This window comes from Streptomyces yerevanensis, assembly GCF_000716805.1.
Classification (GTDB): Bacteria; Actinomycetota; Actinomycetes; order Streptomycetales; family Streptomycetaceae; genus Streptomyces; species Streptomyces flaveus.
This window is the reverse complement of record NZ_JNWJ01000008.1, coordinates 202830-217931: the sequence shown is the minus strand read 5'-3', so window position 1 is coordinate 217931 and position 15102 is coordinate 202830. Positions and strand designations below refer to the sequence as shown.

Sequence of the window (15102 nt, the reverse complement as noted above, 5' to 3'; positions counted from 1 at the left end):
CAGGCGTTAGCTCTCCCCCGGCGGGGGCACCCGGAGGCCGAGGTGGGGTCCGTACCAGGGGCCGCCGCACCTTGAGCGAGGTACTGGAGGTACTGGACATGGCACACGAAGGAAACGTCATCACCGAGCTGGTGACCGACCACCGGGAGGTCGAGGAGATCTTCGGCCGGATCGAGGCACTGCCGCCCGGCGACAAGAACCGCAAGGTCTACGCCGACCAGGCCACCATGGAGCTCGTACGGCACTCGGTGGCCGAGGAGGAGTATCTCTACCCAGCTGTGCGGCAGTACCTGCCCAACGGGGACACGGTGGCCGACAAGGAGATCGACGACCACTCCAAGGCCGAGCAGATCATGAAGGACCTGGAGAGCTGCGAGGCGGGCGATGCCGAGTTCGACCGGCTCATCGGCATGCTCATGAGTGAGGTCCGCTCGCACATCACCGACGAGGAGGAGAACCTCTTCCCCATGCTGCGCACCACGGCTTCCGCCGGGACCCTGGACGAGCTGGGTGACAAGGTCCGGCAGGCGAAGAAGCTGGCGCCGACGCGTCCGCACCCCTCCGCACCGGACAAGCCTCCGGCCAACAAGCTCCTGGCTCCCGGAGCCGGACTCGTCGACCGCGTGCGCGACACGCTGACGGGGCGCGGGAAGAAGGACTGACGGCGCATGGTCCGGCGGGTCGCGGGTACTGCGGGGAGTTGTCGGCGCAAGAGGAAGCGCCCACTCCGCAACTGTCCCGACATCTCACCACCTGGAGGGCGCCATGGCAGACGTCAGCCCCATTGACCTGCAGAAGGCCTTGTCCGGCGTGGACTACCCGGCCGACCCCAAGAAGCTTGCGAAGGCCGCCCGGGACAACGGCGCGCCGAAGGAGCTCACGGAGCGCATCTCGCACCTCGGGAAGAAGAAGTTCGAGAACCCGGCCGAGGTGAGCAAGGCCGTCTTCGGCGGCCAGTGACCGACTTCCGTCCATGACGGCCGGGGCCTTGTGCCCCGGCCGTCGCAGTCGTGGCGGGCGCTGGAAAGCTCCGTGCCTGACGTGGCAAGCACGGAGGGGTCAGGGCCAGGACGGTTCCCTGCGCGGGACGACGACGAGTTCGGACACCGCGCTGCCGGCCGGGACCGACAGGGCGTAGAGGACCGTGTCGGCCACGATGTCAGGGCTCTGCAGCATCGATACGTCGGCGTCCGGGAACCGGTCGAGGATGAACGGCGTCCGCATTCCGCCGGCGATGATCCCGGTGACACCGATCCCCTGGCAGTCCCGCTGCGCCTCCTTGAACAAGGTGTGGGTGAACGCGCGCAGACCCGACTTGCCCGCCGAGTAGGGCCCGGCCTCGGTCCAGGTGCGGTTCGCGGCCGTGGACAGGATGTTGACGATGTGGCCGCCGCCACGGGCGGCCATGCGCCGGTAGGTCTCCAGGCACAGATACATCGGCCCCAGCAGATTGGTGGCGATGACCCGCGTCACCTCGTCTGCCGTCAGCTGCTCGATCGGCTTGGTGACGTCGACGGCGGCGTTGTTGACCAGCACGTCCACCGTCTGTTCGGTCTCCTCGAGGTCCCGGAAGACCTCCGCGACGGCGTCGGCGTCCCGTACGTCCAGCTCCACGAAGCGTGCGTCGCGGCCCGCCCGGGCGAGGTCGTCGCAGAGTTCCTGTGCCAGGTCCTTGCGCACGTCGGCGACCAGTACGGATGCTCCCGCTCCGGCCAGCCTCCGCGCGATCGAGGCGCCCAGGCCTCGTGCCCCGCCGGTCACCAGCGCCTGCTTGCCGTGGAGATCGACCTGTACCGCGCCGCCTGTGCCGCCCATGTCTCTGCCTTCCGTCGTGCCGGCCGGATACTGCGGTACACGCTCGGCGACCGCTCCACGTCCCACTGTGACCGTGGCGGAAATGCCCGGCACGTCGGGTTAGCCCGCCGACGGGTGCGCGGGTGTGGCCGTCGCCACTTTCACGCGCGTCCGGTCCGTGTCGTATGTACGTATTCGGGTGCTGTGATCAACCCCACGGCGGGCGTCAATTCCCTGACGGCATCGGGGACTTCGTACGTCTACGGCACCGGAGCGGAGTGAGTCCTGTCCTGACTCGGCGGTCCCGTCTGCCACGATGGGCGACGCCGATCCGGTGGAGCGGCCGCGCAGCGCAGCCGGCATTCCGAGCTCCCGCCGATTCCTCCGCCTGAGTCCCCGGACTCGTCTTCGAGTACTTCACTGTGTCTTCTTCGCCTTCCGCGCCCGTGCCCGCCCCTGCCTCCACCGATGTGCCGTCCGCGAGCGAGTCCCGTTCGCCGTGGCGATCCCTGAAGTACCGCAGCATGCGCTGGTGGTCCGTCGCGAACCTCGTGTCGAACGCCGGCACCTGGATGCAGCTCACGGTGCAGAACCTGCTGGTCCTGCAGATCACCGGCTCTGCCGCCACCACGGGTCTTTCCGTGTCCGTACAGGCCGCGCCCGCCCTGCTCATGAGCCTCGCGGGCGGCGCGGCCGTCGACCGCTGGCCCCGCAAACTGACCGCCGCCGTCAGCCAGGCGCTGCTGGGCGCCGTGGCGTTCGTGACGGCCGTCCTTGTGGCGGTCGATCAGCTCAACGTGCCCGTTCTGATGGCGCTGGCCGCCGTCACCGGCCTCATCGCCACGGTCGACGCACCGGCGTGCTCGCTGCTGGGCAACGATCTCGTACGTACGGAGGACGTTCCCTCCGCGATCGGGGTGGGCTCGCTGGTGTCCAACGCGGGCCGGCTCGCCGGTACCGCTCTGGCCGGGGTGACGGTCGGCTTCTTCGGCACGGCCGCCGCGTACGCCGCCAACGGGGTGTCCTTTCTCTTCGTCGCCTCGGTCATCCCCTTTCTCCGTCCGGTCTACAAAGCCGCGAGGCGCTCCGAGGTACCTGCGCCCGCCGTCCCTGCCCAGCGCGGCCCCAAGAGCGCGAGCAAGGGCACGAGCGAGGACATGACCATGCGGGAGGGCCTGGCGTTCTTCATGCGCCGGCCCCGGCTGGTCGCGCTGGCCGGTGTCACCGGGATCAGCGCGGTGTTCGGGCGGAACTACTCGCTCACGCTGGCCGTGCTCGTCACCGGGCCGCTCGCCGGGGGCGCCGGAGCGTTCGGCACGGTCTCCACCGTCCTCGCCGTCGGAGGCATCGTCGGCGCCGTCCTGGGTGCCCGGCTGCGGCGGCCCTCCGTGCGGCTCGTGGGCACCATGGCTGCCGCGGGCGGACTGCTCCAAGCGGTGGCGGGGCTCTCGCCGTCGCTCGCCCTGCTGCTGGTTCTCGTCCTGCCCATGGCTGTGGTGGAGTCCGTCTCCGACACCGCCGGGACGACGGTCCTGCAGACAGACCCGCCCGCCCATCTGCGGGGGCGTGTTCTCGGCGTGTGGGGCAGCATTCGTACGGCCTGGGGTCTCGCAGGGCCGCCTGCACTGGGGCTCCTCATGGAGCTGGCAGGGGCACGCGGCGCCCTCGTGGCCGGCGGGCTGATCATCGCCGGTTCGATCGGAGCGGGTTACGTACTCCGGGAGCGCCGGGCCACGAAGCCGGTGGTCCTCCGGGCGGAGGAACGCGACATCACCGCTCAGCCCGGACTGAGCACCGCCGCCTGAGTCCTCGCGGACGGGCGGAGGGGGTCGGTGTCCGGCCGGCCGCCCGGCCGACACGGCGCGTGGCGTGGCGTGTCGGCCATGCGGGATTCCGCTGCCGGGCGCGCCGGGGCGCTCAGTACGAGCTCTACGAGTTCTCCGGCAACGGCAGCGGGCCCTGCGCCGCCCTCCCCCGCTCGTACGACGGATCCGTCTCCGGCTCCGGCAATCCGCGTACCGCCTCGACGACCTCGTCGACCGTGATCCGCAGCAGCCGTTCGTCCGGCCGCCGGCCGTGGGCGTCCCCCGGGCGTGCCGAGACGTCGGTGCCGGGATGCCACAGCGCCCGGTGCCGTGGTTCGGCCGGCGGTCCCCACAGGCGGGGGGCGACCGGGCCGAACAGGACGACGGACGGAGTGCCGAGTGCCGTGGCCAGATGGGCGAGCCCGGTGTCGCCGACCACCACGCAGCGGGCCCGTGCGACGAGCGCGGCCAGCTGATCGAACGGCACATCACCGGCGCCGCCCAGCACCGCGGCCGACGGCAGCCCCGCCTCCGCGGCCACGAACCGCGCCAGGGCCTCCTCACCACCGCCCGCGGTCACGACGACCTCGTGACCGCCACGGTGCAGCTCGCGCGCCACGGCCGCGAACCGCTCCTCCGGCCAGCGACGGGCGGCGGCGTCGGCTCCGGGGTGGACGACGATGGCGCCGAGGGCCGGGGAGTGGGTCGTGGGCGGCGGGATCCGTAGTTCCGCCGGGTCCGCGTCGATGCCGTACCAGGCGAGCAACCGGCACCAGCGTTCCCGCTCGTGTTCGTCGGCCTGCCATACGGGGCCGGAGATGCCGGGCAACTGCGGGTGCGCGTACGCGAAGAGCCGTCGGGGCCGCAGCCGCTGGAGCAGCAGATGGCTCTGCGGGCCGTTGCCGTGCAGGTCCACGGCGAGGTCGGGCGGGGGTCCGTCCCAGGCCAGCTCCGCGGGCACGGCCCGTCCGGGGGCGGAAGCGGGCAGCAGGTGGTCCACCAGTCCGGTGGCCGCCGCCGGCTCGGTCAGCCGCTCAGGAGCGGCCAGCACGATCTCGTGGCCGGGCAGGTGGCGTCGCAGCGCTCGCAGCGCGGGTACCGCGGTCAGCAGATCGCCCAGTCCCAGTGCGCGCAGTACCAGCACCCGGGGCTTCGTCACGGTGCTCACGGCGGTGGCGTCCGCAGGGGTACGGCGGCCTGTGCGGCCCGGCGGGCCAGCAGCGTGGTGGAGCGGCCGTCGAGGTAGGGCAGGACGACCGCCTGGCCGCCCCAGGCGCGCAGCACCTCCGCCTCGGGCAGGTCCTGGACGGAGTAGTCGCCGCCCTTCACCCACACGTCGGGCTTCAGGCGGCTCAGCAGTGCCTCGGGGGTGTCCTCCTCGAAGACCGTGACGGCGTCGACGCTGCCGAGGGCCGCGAGGACGCGGGCGCGGTCCGCCTCCGGGTTGAGGGGGCGGCCCGGGCCCTTGCGGCGGGCGAGGGACGCGTCGGAGTTGAGGCACACGATGAGGCAGTCGCCGATCCGCCGGGCGCTCTCCAGCAGGCCGACATGGCCGGCGTGCAGCAGGTCGAAGCAGCCGCCGGTGGCGACCACCGTGCCGCCGCGCGCCCGGACGCGCTCGGCGAGGGCGAACGCGTCGGTCGCGGGCGCGTCCTCGGGGCGGGACGCGGGGGCCGTCCGCCACAGCGCCGGGTTTCCCGCACCGCCCGCCGACACGAACGCGGCGGCTTCGGCGACCGCCCGCTGCACGGCCTCCTCCGGGAGCGCCCCGTCCGCCAGCGCCGCCGCCGCCGTCGCGGCGAAGCAGTCGCCCGCGCCGCAGGGATCGCCGGTGGCCCGGTACGGCACCGGGACGAGCATCGGCGTGCTGGTGCCGGGCCTGGCCAGCAGCACACCACGCGCCCCGAGCGTCACGGCGACGCCTGCCGCCTGCCAGTGGTCCGCCAGTTCCGCGCCTCGCTCGGCGTACGCGCGCAGTGATTCGCCGTCGCCGGGGCACAGGGCGCGCGCCTCCGCGGCGTTCGGGGTGACGAGCCGTGCTCGGGGCACCGGAGTGTCGCCCTTGGGGTGGGGATCCCAGACCAGCGGCGTACGGGGGGCGACGGCGGCGAGATGGGTTCGTACGGCGCTCGCGGTGTGGCGTCCGTAGTCGGCGACGAGTACGGCGTGGGCGTGTGCCAGCGCGTCCCGTACCGCGCCGTCCGGCTCGCCGGGCGTTCCGCCGCCCCGGTCGATCCGCACCACGGGACGGCCGCTCGCCAGGACGCGGGTCTTGACCGGCAGGGTGCCGTCGAGCGGGATCTCCAGCAGCTGGACCCTGCCGCGCAGGTCACGGCGTACGGCTTCGCTGGCCGGGTCGTCACCGAGCGCGGTCACCAGGATCACCTCGCGACCGCCCCGGGCCGCCAGCGCGGCGGCCAGGCCCGCTCCGCCGGGATGGCGCCGGTCGCCGGTGACGTCGACGACGGGGGCGGGGGCGTCCGGGGACAGCCGGGTGGCGGTGCCTTCGATGTCCTCGTCGAGCAGGACGTCTCCGACGACCACGAGGGGTTTCGGTTCGTTCACGATGCCCTCCGGTGGGCGGCGACCGTGCTGGGGGCGGGCGCGAGCGCCGCGTCGAAGCACTCGCAGAGGAGGTGTACGGCGACGAGGTGGGCCTCCTGCACGGTCGCCGTGCTGTCGGCGTCGATGCACAGCGCCTCGTCGGCGGCCTCCGCGAGGGGATTCGGCCGCGGCCCCGTCATCGCCCAGACGCGCAGCCCGGCCGAGCGGCCTGCCACGGCGGCCCTGATCAGGTTGGCGCTGCGGCCGGACGTGGACAGGAGCATGAGGACGTCTCCGGGACGGCCGTGAGCGGACACCTGCCGGGCGAAGACGTGCTCGAACCCGTAGTCGTTGCCGATGGCGGTCACGCTGGACGTCTCCGCGTGCAGGGCGATGGCCGAATAGCCGGGCCGGTCCTGCCGGTACCGTCCCACCAGCTCGGCGGTCAGGTGCTGGGCCTGTGCGGCACTGCCGCCGTTGCCCGCGGCCAGCAGCCGGCCGCCGGCGGGCAGGGCGGTGGCGAGCCTGCCGCCCCACTCCGCGACCCGGCCGAGACCGTCCCGGCGGAACCGGCCGAGCGCCTGCTGGAGTGACCGGCAGTGCAGGTGCGCGGCATCGAGTGCGGGGGAAGCAGTGGGTTCGGTCATGCTGATCGGGCGTACCGCGTCGTGGAGGACGACGGCCGGACCCGCACCTCCTTCGTGCTGCGGTGCTGCGGTGCTGCGGTGCTGCGGTCGGTCGGACCTGGGCGAGTACGGGTGTCAGACCACCCCCGTCACGGCGGGCGCGGCGTCGAGCACCGAGCAGTACGCCGCCTCGGTGGCCGCCGCGACCCGCGACCAGCCGTACCGGCTCAGTACGCGGCGTCGGCCGGCGGCCCCGCAGGCCTCGCGCACCGCCGGGTCGGCGAGGAGCTGTCCGGTCGCGCGGGCAAGGGCCTTAGGGGCACGGGGCGGTACGAGGCGTCCGGTGCCGGGGTCGGCGACGGTGTCCAGCTGCCCGCCGACGGCGCTGGCGACGACCGGCTTTCCGCAGGCCATCGCCTCCAGGGGGACGATGCCGAATGGTTCGTAGTCCGCGGGGCACAGCACCACATCGGCGGCCCGCAGCAGCGGCGGCACGTCCTCACTGGACACCCCTCCGGTGAAGCGGACCCGGTGGGCGACCCCGGCCGCGCGGGCGATCTCACGCAGTCGGCGCACCTCTGGGTCGGTGTCGAGCCGGTCCGCCGCGGGCCCGCCGACCACGACGAGTTCCGTGTCGGGCAGCAGGGTCAGCGCGGCGATGGAGACGGCGGCGCCCTTGCGGGGGACGAGGCGGCCGAGCTGGAGCAGTTGGTGGCGGTACGGGCCGCGCTCGGCGACCGGCCCCCGGGGGGTGAAGCGGTCGGTGTCGACGCCGCACGGCACGATGGTGATCCGCTCGGCGGGTATGCCCATCCGCTCCAGCTCGATGACCTCGTCGCGGCAGGTGGCCAGCACCCGGTTGCAGCCAAGGCCCACCTCCGTCTCCCAGGCGATCCGGGTGGGCGGGCTGGTGTCGGCGTCCTGCTGGTGGCGTCGCTTGACCGTGCCGAGCGCGTGGTACGTGTGCAGCATCGGCAGTCGCAGTCGGTGTGCCGCCCACAGTGAGGCGAGGCCCGACATCCAGAAGTGCGAGTGCACCAGGTCGGGTGGCCGGGCCCGCCAGGTCTTGGCGAGGTGGCGGCCGAAGGCACCCATGTGGGGCAGCAGTTCGTCCTTGGGGATCGGCTCCGGCGGTCCCGCGGGTACGTGGTGCACTTCGACGCCTTCGCGCAGCGGCACCCGATCGGGCAGGTCGGGCGAGTCACGCCGGGTGTGGACGGTGACGCGGTGGCCGCGGTCGGCGAGGGCGCTCGCGAGGCAGGCGACGTGCACGTTCTGGCCGCCCGCGTCGACGCCGCCGAGTACGGCGAGGGGGCTCGCGTGCTCGGAGACGAGTGCGATCTCCATGGTGTCGGGACCGAGCGGACCGGGGGACGTGCCGGTGGATGTGCTGACGTAGGTCATGCGCGCGCCTCCGTCATCACGCGCTCCCAGTCGTCCAGGAAACGCTTGAGTCCGTACCGTCCGAGGGCCGCCTGGCGGGCGCGTGCGCCGTCCTCGGCCGCGGCCCCGGGTTCGGCCAGGTAGTGGCGGACGGCTCGGGCGAGCACGTCGGGGCGGGTGGAGAGGGTGCCCGCGCCGGGCGGGACGGCCTCGACGGCCTCCGTGGTGGCGAGGGCGACCACGGGCATCCCCAGGTGCATGGCCTCCAGCAGGGAGAGGCCGAGGGACGTCCAGCGCACCGGGTGCAGATAGCAGCGGCGCTCCGCCAGGGCCGCGTGCAGTTCGCTCTGGGGCAGATCGGCGGTGCGACAGCGGTCCGCGGGGATGCCGAGATGCCCGGCGAGGCCCTCGGTACCCATGCCGAAGACGTCCAGCGGTGCCGCCTCGGACAGGGCGGGCAGCAGGTCCGTACCGGTGTGACGGCCGCGCCGCACCGGTTCGTTGACGACGACGGCCGCGCGGGCGAGCCGGCCGGTGTACTGCTGCCCCGGGTCGACGATGCCGTGCTCGATCACCTCGGTGCGGGTGGAGCCACAGTCCCAGAACAGCCGGTTGAAGTGGGTGACGTGGACCAGGGTCAGGTCGTCCCGGTCGGCGAACGGGTGCCGGGTGCGGGGGACGTCGCCGTCCGGCGCGTTGTGTTCCACGTACACGGCGGGCATGTCCTGCCCGGGACGGCGTCCGCCGAGCCACTCCTCGGCGAGTTCCAGCTCGTGCGGCCGTTGGAGAACGACCAGGTCGACTGGCATGTCGCGCAGTTCTTCGGGGGTCACTTCTCGCACCGAGGCGGGCCAGGAGTACGTACGGGCGCGGCCCAGGCCGTCGGGGTCGCGGGCTGGTGTGACGGGAACGAGATAGGTGTGCGGACCCTGGACGAATGCCGTCGTCCAGGAGCCGTGCACATGCCACAACAGGATGTTCATACGGTCGCTCCTCGTTCCGTTTCGGAGCCGCCGCCCTCGCGGGGTGGCTCCGCGTCGGGCTCCGTCCGGTCCTCGCCGAGCGCCGCCACGGCGGCGAGCACCTCGGCGTCGCCGATCCCGTCGAGGCAGGGGTGCCCCGGCAGCGGGCAGTGGCGGGCCCTGCTCTCCGCGCACGGCGCGCCCTGATCGCCGAGCAGTACGTGCGGCACGCCGTACGGAGCCCAGCGCTCTGCGGGAACCACCGGCGCGAACAGTGAGACGACCGGCGTCCCCACCGCGGCGGCGAGATGTGCGGGCCCGGTGTTTCCTGTCACCGCCACCCGCGCCCCGGCCAGAACGCCCGCCAGCTGCCGCAGATCGGTCGCGCCGCCGAGGTCCAGGGCGTGCCGTCCGGCGACCTTCGCGGTCAGGTCCCGCTCCGCGCGCCCGCCGGTGACCACGACCCGGTATCCCTCGGCGGCGAGGGCGGCGGCGGCACGCTCGGCCCGGGCAGGGCTCCACGCGCGGGCCGGTACGGCGGCGCCGGGATGCAGCACCACATACGGCTCGGGTCCGGTGAGGTGTGTGGTGTCCGGCGGTGCCTCGATACGCAGCGCCCCGTCGTCGCCGGGCGGCAGGGCGAACCCGGCGTCCCGGGCCAGGTCGAGCGCCGCGAGCGCTTCGTGCCGGTGGGGCAGCCTGCGGTGCCGCAGATCGAGCAGGGCTCCCGGGTAGTCCTCGCTGTCGGCCGCCGTCCAGCCGACTCCGGCCAGCTTCAGCAGCAGGGCGATCGGCAGCGGACTCTGGTGGTACGAGACGAGCACGAGGGCCCGGTCGAAACGGCGGGCCGACAGCGTGTCCAGCAGCCGGCGCGTCTCCGCGCGCGACACCGGCGCCGGTTCGAACCCCACCCAGGGGGCGTCGTACGTCAGCACCTCGTCCACCCCCGGCAGCAGCCGCCCCGCCTGCGCTCCCTGCGGCCCGCACAACAGCGCGGTGTACGAGGACCCGTCCGCGACAGCCCGTACGGCGGGCCCGGCGAGCAGCACGTCACCGGCACTGTCCAGCCGTACGACGAGGGTGCGGCGAAGGGGGCGGAGACCGGTCATGACGACTCCCCCGCCGTTCGGTCGACGCGCCCGGCACCGTGCGCGGCATGATCCGGGCCGACCACGTACGTGCCGTCGCCCGGGCGCGTGGCCGCGGCTCGATCCGGACCGGGTTGCGTCCGGCACACGCCGTCGGCCCCGCGCTCGTACCGGCCTCCCGTCCGACACGCCCGCTGCACGCCCTCGGCCGGATCCACCGGCCCCGGCCGCCCCGGCACAACTCCCGCCCGGCGCACGGGCTCCGGCCCGTCGGGGCCCGGGCCCAGCACCAGCCGCACCGCCGCGAGCAGGTCGGCAGCTGTGACCTCGGCGGCGTCGATCTCCTCGGGGCGGGTCACCGGCGTCGGCACCAGCACGCCGTGGGCACCCGCGGCATGGGCGGCCCCCATGTCGGCGCCGATGTCGCCGATGACGGTGGTGCGTTCGGCGGGGACGCCGAGTCGGTCGCAGGCAGCCAGCACCAAGCCCGGTGCCGGTTTGCGGCAGGTGCAGCCGTCGTCGGGGCCGTGCGGGCAGATCGCCCAGACGGCGAACGGGCCGATGAGGTCGTCCACGCGGCGGCGTACGGCCTGGACTTGACGGTATGTCAGCAAGCCGCGGGCCACGCCCGACTGGTTGCTCACGACTCCGACCGGGATCCCGAGGGCGCGTACCGCCTCGACGGCGTCCCGCGCGGCGGGCATCGGCTCGACCCGCGCCGGGTCGCCGTTGTAGGGCACGTCGGCCACCAGCGTGCCGTCGCGGTCGAAGAGGACCGCCGCCGGGAGGGCGCGGCCCGGCCCGGGCCGTGACAGCGGGGCCGGCGGTCCGTCGAACAGCCACGGGCCGGTCATGGGCGCACCCGTTCCTGGACGGGCTCGCGCGGTGCGCGCGGCGGCTCGCCGGCCTCGTACGGGCTCAGCGGTAGCGTCGCGCGGTGCTGCACCTGCCCGCGCAGCCAGTGCCAGGTGGCGGCGGGCGGGATGAGCACGCTGGTCAGCGTCATGGTGATGACCTCGTCCCGGGTCCGCGGCCCCGGCCCGATCCGGGCCAGGGCGAATTCGGCGGTTCCGGCCAGCCAGGCGGCACCCCAGGCGAGAGCGGCGCGGTGCCTGCCGGCAAGGACGCAGGAGACGGCCGCCACGGCCGCTCCCGTCACCGCCAGATGCCGGGAGCGGCGTCCGCGTGGCGCATCCGCCCGGCTCCACCAGTCGCGGCCGTGGCGCCGGGTCATCAGTACGTCGTCCGCGTTGCCCGCCTGGAGCCGTACGGAGATCCAGCGGTCGGCCGGACGCACCGGGTGGGTCGTGGTGCGGGCCCCGGCGGTCAGCGTCCAGCCGGCGGCGAGCACCCGCAGGGCGAGGTCCGCGTCCTCCCGGAAGGCGCGACGGAACCGTTCGTCGAATCCGCCGACGGCCTCCAGCGCCTCCCGTCGGTAGGCCATGTCGGCGGTGATCCACCGGGCGGTGGCGAGCCCGGCGGTGTTGCGTTCCCAGTCCGTGGGCCTGCGGTCCTTCGGCAGCGGCACGCGGATGCGGGCGGTGATCCCGGCGGTCCGGTACGTCGCTCCGGCGAGGTCGAGGGCCAGGTCGTCGCCCCAGGTGGGGCCAGGTACCACGTCGTCGTCGAGGAAGACGATCCAGGGCACGCGGCCGGCCGCCCGCCACCCCGTGTTGCGGGCGGCGGCCGGTCCGCGGGCGCGGCCCCGCACGATGGTGGTGACGGAACGGAGCGACATCGGAACGTCGACCGGGAGGGGTGCGCCACCGGCCTGCGGGCGGTCGTCGACGAGAACCACCCGCACCGGCCTGGGGCCACCGGCATCGGCCAGCGCGCGCAGACACGCGGACAGACTGGGCCGTCCCAGGGTGGGGATCACGACGGCGTACGACGCGTCGTCCTCCGACGTCCCCTCTCCGTCTCCGTACGCCGTCATCGCACGCCCCCTTCGGCCGCTCCGGAGCGGAAGAAACCCTCACGCCGGATCGCGTACGGCCCGATGGCCAGGAGGTCGACGGGCGAGGAGCCGAAGCACTCGAGAGCGTCGCGCGGGTCGTCCACCATGGGCCGACCCGCCGTGTTGAGGCTGGTGTTGACCAGCACGGGCAGTCCGGTGAGCCGCTCGAACTCGCCGAGCATGCGGGCGACCAGCGGCTGGCGGGCCGGGTCCACGGTCTGGATGCGGGCGGTTCCGTCGACGTGCACGACGGCCGGGATGCGCTCGCGCCAGGGCTCGGCCACGTCATGGACGAAGAGCATGTACGGGCTCGGCAGCGGCCCGTCGAAGATCTCGGCGGCGCGGTCGGCGAGCACCATCGGGGCGATGGGCCGGAACTGCTCGCGTCCCTTGACGTCGTTGAGCCGTTCCAGATTGCCCGCGTGGCCGGGGTGGGCCAGCAGCGAGCGGTGACCGAGGGCCCTGGGGCCGTACTCGGAGCGCCCCTGGAACCAGGCGACGATCTGGTTGTCCGCGACGGCGCGGGCCACGGTCGCGGCGATGTCGGGCGGCCGGTCGAACGGTACGGCGGCCGTCTTCAGCCAGGCGCCGAGTTCCGCGTCCGTCCAGTCCCGTCCGAGGTCGGCCCCGGTCATGGGCTCCGGTTCGTCCCCGCCGCCTGCGGCGAGCAGCAGCGCGCCGCCGAGGGCCGTACCGGCGTCACCGGCCGCGGGCTGCACCCACACCCGGGAGAACGGGCCCTCGCGGGCGATCCGCGTGTTGGCGACGCAGTTGAGGGCGACGCCTCCGGCGAGGGTGAGCGTGCTGTGGTGCGTCTTTCCGTGCAGCCAGCGGACGAGGTCGAGCAGTGTCTCCTCCAGGACGGCCTGGGCGCTGGCGGCCGTATCGGCGTGGTCCTGTGTCCAGGGCTCGTCCGGGGCGCGGGGTGCGCACAGTTCGTGCCAGGGCACGGCGGTGGCGTGGAATCCGCCGTCGCCCGTGGGATACACATGGCGGCGCAGCTCGGGCAGCATGCGCGGGGTGCCGTGCGAGGCGAGGGCCATCACCTTGAACTCGTCGGAGGAGCGCAGGAATCCGAGGTGTTCGGTGAGCTCCTCGTAGACCAGTCCGAGCGAGTGCGGAAGCTCCTGGGCGTGCAGGGGCTGCAGCCGGTCTCGTATTCGGTACGCGGCCAGGTGCGAGGCCTGTTCCCCGCGACCGTCCAGGACGAGTACGGAGGACGGCTCGGCGTCCGGCGCGGCGAAGGCGCTGGATGCCGCATGGGCCATGTGGTGCGGTACGAAGCGGACGATGCCCGGGTCGAGGCCGGGCAGCGCGGTCCTGAGGAAGCCGGGGGCCTCGCGTGCGTACGTCAGCCGCAGATGGTCCCAAGGATCGTCGAGGCCCATGGACTCGGCGGGCCGGGCGAGTGCCGGGTCGAAGGAGTAGGCGACGGCATCGAGGTCCTCAGGGCGCAGCCCCGCGCGCTTCAGGCACCAGGCGGCGGCCTTCTCCGGCAGTTCCCAGGCGGAGAACGGCACCGGCCGCTTTCCGTGTTTGCGCCGGGAGAACCGCTCCTCCTCCGCGGCGGCGACAGTCCTGCCGTCGATCACGAGGGCGGCGGCGGGGTCGTGGAAGAGGGCGTTGATTCCGAGGATGCGCATGGATGAAGTCCCCAGGTCGTTCGGCGGATCGGGGCGAAGGCGGCGCCGCGCGGGGGCATCGGCGGGAGGGCGTTCGCGGTGCGCCTGTTCAGCGGTCGGCGGTCGCGGTCGCACCCTCGCGGAACCAGGCGATGGTGCGGCGCAGGCCTTCTTCGGCACTCACCCTCGGTTCCCAGGCGAGCTTGTCGCGGGCCAGCGTGATGTCGGGGCAGCGCACGGCGGGGTCGTCGGTGGGGCGCCCGATGAAGCGGATCTGTGAGCGGGATCCGGTGAGTTCGATGACGAGCCGGGCCAGCTCGAGCATGGTGATCTCGGTGGGGTTGCCGATGTTGACCGGGCCGCGCATGCCGTGCGCCGCCGCCGCGAGGATGCCGCGCACGGTGTCGTCGACGTAGCACAGCGACCGGGTCTGGCGTCCGTCTCCGGTGACGGTGAGGGGTTCGCCGTCCAGCGCCTGCCGCACGAAGGTCGGCACGGCGCGGCCGTCGTGACCGCGCATCCTCGGGCCGTACGTGTTGAACAGCCGCACGATACCGGTGTCGGTGCCGTGGGTTTCGGCGTGCGCGGTGGTCAGCGCCTCACCGAACCGTTTGGCCTCGTCGTACACGCTGCGGGGTCCGACCGGGTTCACATTGCCCCAGTAGCGCTCATTCTGGGGGTTCTGCTGCGGGTCGCCGTAGATCTCGGAGGTGGAGGCGAGAAGGAAGCGTGCGCCGCAGTCGTGGGCGAGTTCCAGGGCGTTGCGGGTGCCGAGGCTGCCGGTGTCCATGGTGTGCAGGGGCAGCCGGAGGTAGTCGGCTGGGGACGCCGGAGAGGCGAAGTGCAGTACGAGATCGGGCGGCCGCTCGACGGTGAGTCCCTCGGAGACATTGGCTCGCACAAGGGTGAATCCGGGACGGTCCAGCAGCGCGGCCACGTTCTCGGGCCGGCCGGTGCTGAAGTCGTCCACACAGGTGACCGCCGTGCCGGAGTCCAGCAGAGCGGTGCACAGGTGCGAACCGACGAAGCCCGCGCCGCCGGTGACGACGGCATGGTCCCAGTTCCGTGCGAGAGCGGTGCTCATGTCGATCTCCTCTGTACGCGGCGACGGCGTACCGGCCCCTCGTCCTTCGCCTCTGGGCTCCTGACGTGGCCGAAGGCCGTCGAACTCTCGATCAGCGTCTGCCGCGGGGGCGCCGAGGGCTCGGTGATGTACGGCATTCGGGTGACTCATGGAGAGCGAAGGCCGACTCCCGGTGCCCGGTCGGAGGGGCTGCCACGGCGGTGTCGCAGAGCTGAACGCGGTCCTGGGCGCGGCCAC

At 73.5% G+C, this 15102-nt stretch carries 14 protein-coding genes; 3 read left to right on the top strand and 11 right to left on the bottom strand.

Annotated features, from left to right (window positions below; translation table 11 throughout):
- The first annotated feature begins 98 nt into the window (after window positions 1–98).
- The gene (locus tag OP79_RS10955; RefSeq protein WP_033319914.1) at window positions 99–662 is read left to right on the top strand and encodes a hemerythrin domain-containing protein; all 564 of its coding nucleotides are present in this window, start codon (window positions 99–101) and stop codon (window positions 660–662) included.
- 103 nt (window positions 663–765) lie between these two features.
- The gene (locus tag OP79_RS10950; RefSeq protein WP_033319846.1) at window positions 766–960 is read left to right on the top strand and encodes a DUF2795 domain-containing protein; all 195 of its coding nucleotides are present in this window, start codon (window positions 766–768) and stop codon (window positions 958–960) included.
- Between the two features lie 99 nt (window positions 961–1059).
- On the opposite strand, the gene OP79_RS10945 is transcribed toward OP79_RS10950, so the two are convergent.
- Window positions 1060–1815, bottom strand: a complete 756-nt coding sequence (locus tag OP79_RS10945; protein WP_033319845.1) for an SDR family oxidoreductase — start codon at window positions 1813–1815, stop codon at window positions 1060–1062.
- A gap of 503 nt (window positions 1816–2318) precedes the next feature.
- On the opposite strand from OP79_RS10945, the gene OP79_RS10940 reads away from it, so the two are divergent.
- Entirely contained in the window at window positions 2319–3599 is a 1281-nt protein-coding gene (locus OP79_RS10940) for an MFS transporter (protein WP_033319844.1), read from the top strand.
- A gap of 124 nt (window positions 3600–3723) precedes the next feature.
- Here the strand turns inward: OP79_RS10940 and OP79_RS10935 are convergent, their stop codons facing one another.
- The 10 genes from OP79_RS10935 to OP79_RS10890 all read right to left on the bottom strand — a co-directional run bounded on the left by OP79_RS10935 (window position 3724) and on the right by OP79_RS10890 (window position 14865).
- Window positions 3724–4758, bottom strand: a complete 1035-nt coding sequence (locus OP79_RS10935) for a glycosyltransferase family 9 protein (RefSeq protein WP_078491720.1) — start codon at window positions 4756–4758, stop codon at window positions 3724–3726.
- Window positions 4759–4763: 5 nt separating this feature from the next.
- The gene (gene rfaE2 / locus OP79_RS10930; RefSeq protein WP_033319842.1) at window positions 4764–6164 is read right to left on the bottom strand and encodes a D-glycero-beta-D-manno-heptose 1-phosphate adenylyltransferase; all 1401 of its coding nucleotides are present in this window, start codon (window positions 6162–6164) and stop codon (window positions 4764–4766) included.
- Complete coding sequence (locus OP79_RS10925; RefSeq protein ID WP_033319841.1) at window positions 6161–6790, bottom strand: D-sedoheptulose-7-phosphate isomerase; 630 nt, start codon at window positions 6788–6790, stop codon at window positions 6161–6163. Before OP79_RS10925 ends, rfaE2 begins: the two co-directional genes overlap by 4 nt.
- Window positions 6791–6904: 114 nt before the next feature.
- A complete protein-coding gene (locus tag OP79_RS10920; RefSeq protein WP_051744568.1) occupies window positions 6905–8173 on the bottom strand; it encodes a glycosyltransferase in 1269 nt (422 codons plus the stop codon).
- A complete protein-coding gene (locus tag OP79_RS10915) occupies window positions 8170–9135 on the bottom strand; it encodes a glycosyltransferase (protein ID WP_033319840.1) in 966 nt (321 codons plus the stop codon). Before OP79_RS10915 ends, OP79_RS10920 begins: the two co-directional genes overlap by 4 nt.
- A complete protein-coding gene (locus tag OP79_RS10910) occupies window positions 9132–10223 on the bottom strand; it encodes a glycosyltransferase family 9 protein (protein ID WP_051744567.1) in 1092 nt (363 codons plus the stop codon). The genes OP79_RS10915 and OP79_RS10910 overlap by 4 nt, the downstream gene beginning before the upstream one ends.
- On the bottom strand, window positions 10220–11056 hold the full coding sequence (locus tag OP79_RS53800; RefSeq protein WP_106972347.1) for a D-glycero-alpha-D-manno-heptose-1,7-bisphosphate 7-phosphatase: 837 nt from the start codon (window positions 11054–11056) through the stop codon (window positions 10220–10222). Before OP79_RS53800 ends, OP79_RS10910 begins: the two co-directional genes overlap by 4 nt.
- On the bottom strand, window positions 11053–12138 hold the full coding sequence (locus tag OP79_RS53795; RefSeq protein WP_051744566.1) for a glycosyltransferase family 2 protein: 1086 nt from the start codon (window positions 12136–12138) through the stop codon (window positions 11053–11055). The genes OP79_RS53800 and OP79_RS53795 overlap by 4 nt, the downstream gene beginning before the upstream one ends.
- On the bottom strand, window positions 12135–13802 hold the full coding sequence (locus OP79_RS10895; RefSeq protein ID WP_033319839.1) for a carbamoyltransferase family protein: 1668 nt from the start codon (window positions 13800–13802) through the stop codon (window positions 12135–12137). Before OP79_RS10895 ends, OP79_RS53795 begins: the two co-directional genes overlap by 4 nt.
- Before the next feature lie 88 nt (window positions 13803–13890).
- Window positions 13891–14865 carry a UDP-glucuronic acid decarboxylase family protein gene (locus OP79_RS10890; protein WP_033319838.1) on the bottom strand — a complete coding sequence of 325 codons (975 nt, stop codon included), beginning with the start codon at window positions 14863–14865 and terminating at the stop codon, window positions 13891–13893.
- Window positions 14866–15102: the final 237 nt, after the last annotated feature.

Excerpts from the sequence above, each read along its gene's own strand:
- OP79_RS10925 (WP_033319841.1), bottom strand. The coding sequence starts at position 6,790 with ATGACCGAACCCACTGCTTCCCCCGCACTCGATGCCGCGCACCTGCAC.
- OP79_RS10950 (WP_033319846.1), top strand. The coding sequence starts at position 766 with ATGGCAGACGTCAGCCCCATTGACCTGCAGAAGGCCTTGTCCGGCGTG.
- OP79_RS10955 (WP_033319914.1), top strand. The coding sequence starts at position 99 with ATGGCACACGAAGGAAACGTCATCACCGAGCTGGTGACCGACCACCGG.
- OP79_RS10945 (WP_033319845.1), bottom strand. The coding sequence starts at position 1,815 with ATGGGCGGCACAGGCGGCGCGGTACAGGTCGATCTCCACGGCAAGCAG.
- OP79_RS10910 (WP_051744567.1), bottom strand. The coding sequence starts at position 10,223 with ATGACCGGTCTCCGCCCCCTTCGCCGCACCCTCGTCGTACGGCTGGAC.
- OP79_RS10915 (WP_033319840.1), bottom strand. The coding sequence starts at position 9,135 with ATGAACATCCTGTTGTGGCATGTGCACGGCTCCTGGACGACGGCATTC.
- OP79_RS10940 (WP_033319844.1), top strand. The coding sequence starts at position 2,319 with ATGCGCTGGTGGTCCGTCGCGAACCTCGTGTCGAACGCCGGCACCTGG.
- OP79_RS53795 (WP_051744566.1), bottom strand. The coding sequence starts at position 12,138 with ATGACGGCGTACGGAGACGGAGAGGGGACGTCGGAGGACGACGCGTCG.
- OP79_RS10920 (WP_051744568.1), bottom strand. The coding sequence starts at position 8,173 with ATGACCTACGTCAGCACATCCACCGGCACGTCCCCCGGTCCGCTCGGT.
- OP79_RS10895 (WP_033319839.1), bottom strand. The coding sequence starts at position 13,802 with ATGCGCATCCTCGGAATCAACGCCCTCTTCCACGACCCCGCCGCCGCC.
- OP79_RS53800 (WP_106972347.1), bottom strand. The coding sequence starts at position 11,056 with ATGACCGGCCCGTGGCTGTTCGACGGACCGCCGGCCCCGCTGTCACGG.
- OP79_RS10890 (WP_033319838.1), bottom strand. The coding sequence starts at position 14,865 with ATGAGCACCGCTCTCGCACGGAACTGGGACCATGCCGTCGTCACCGGC.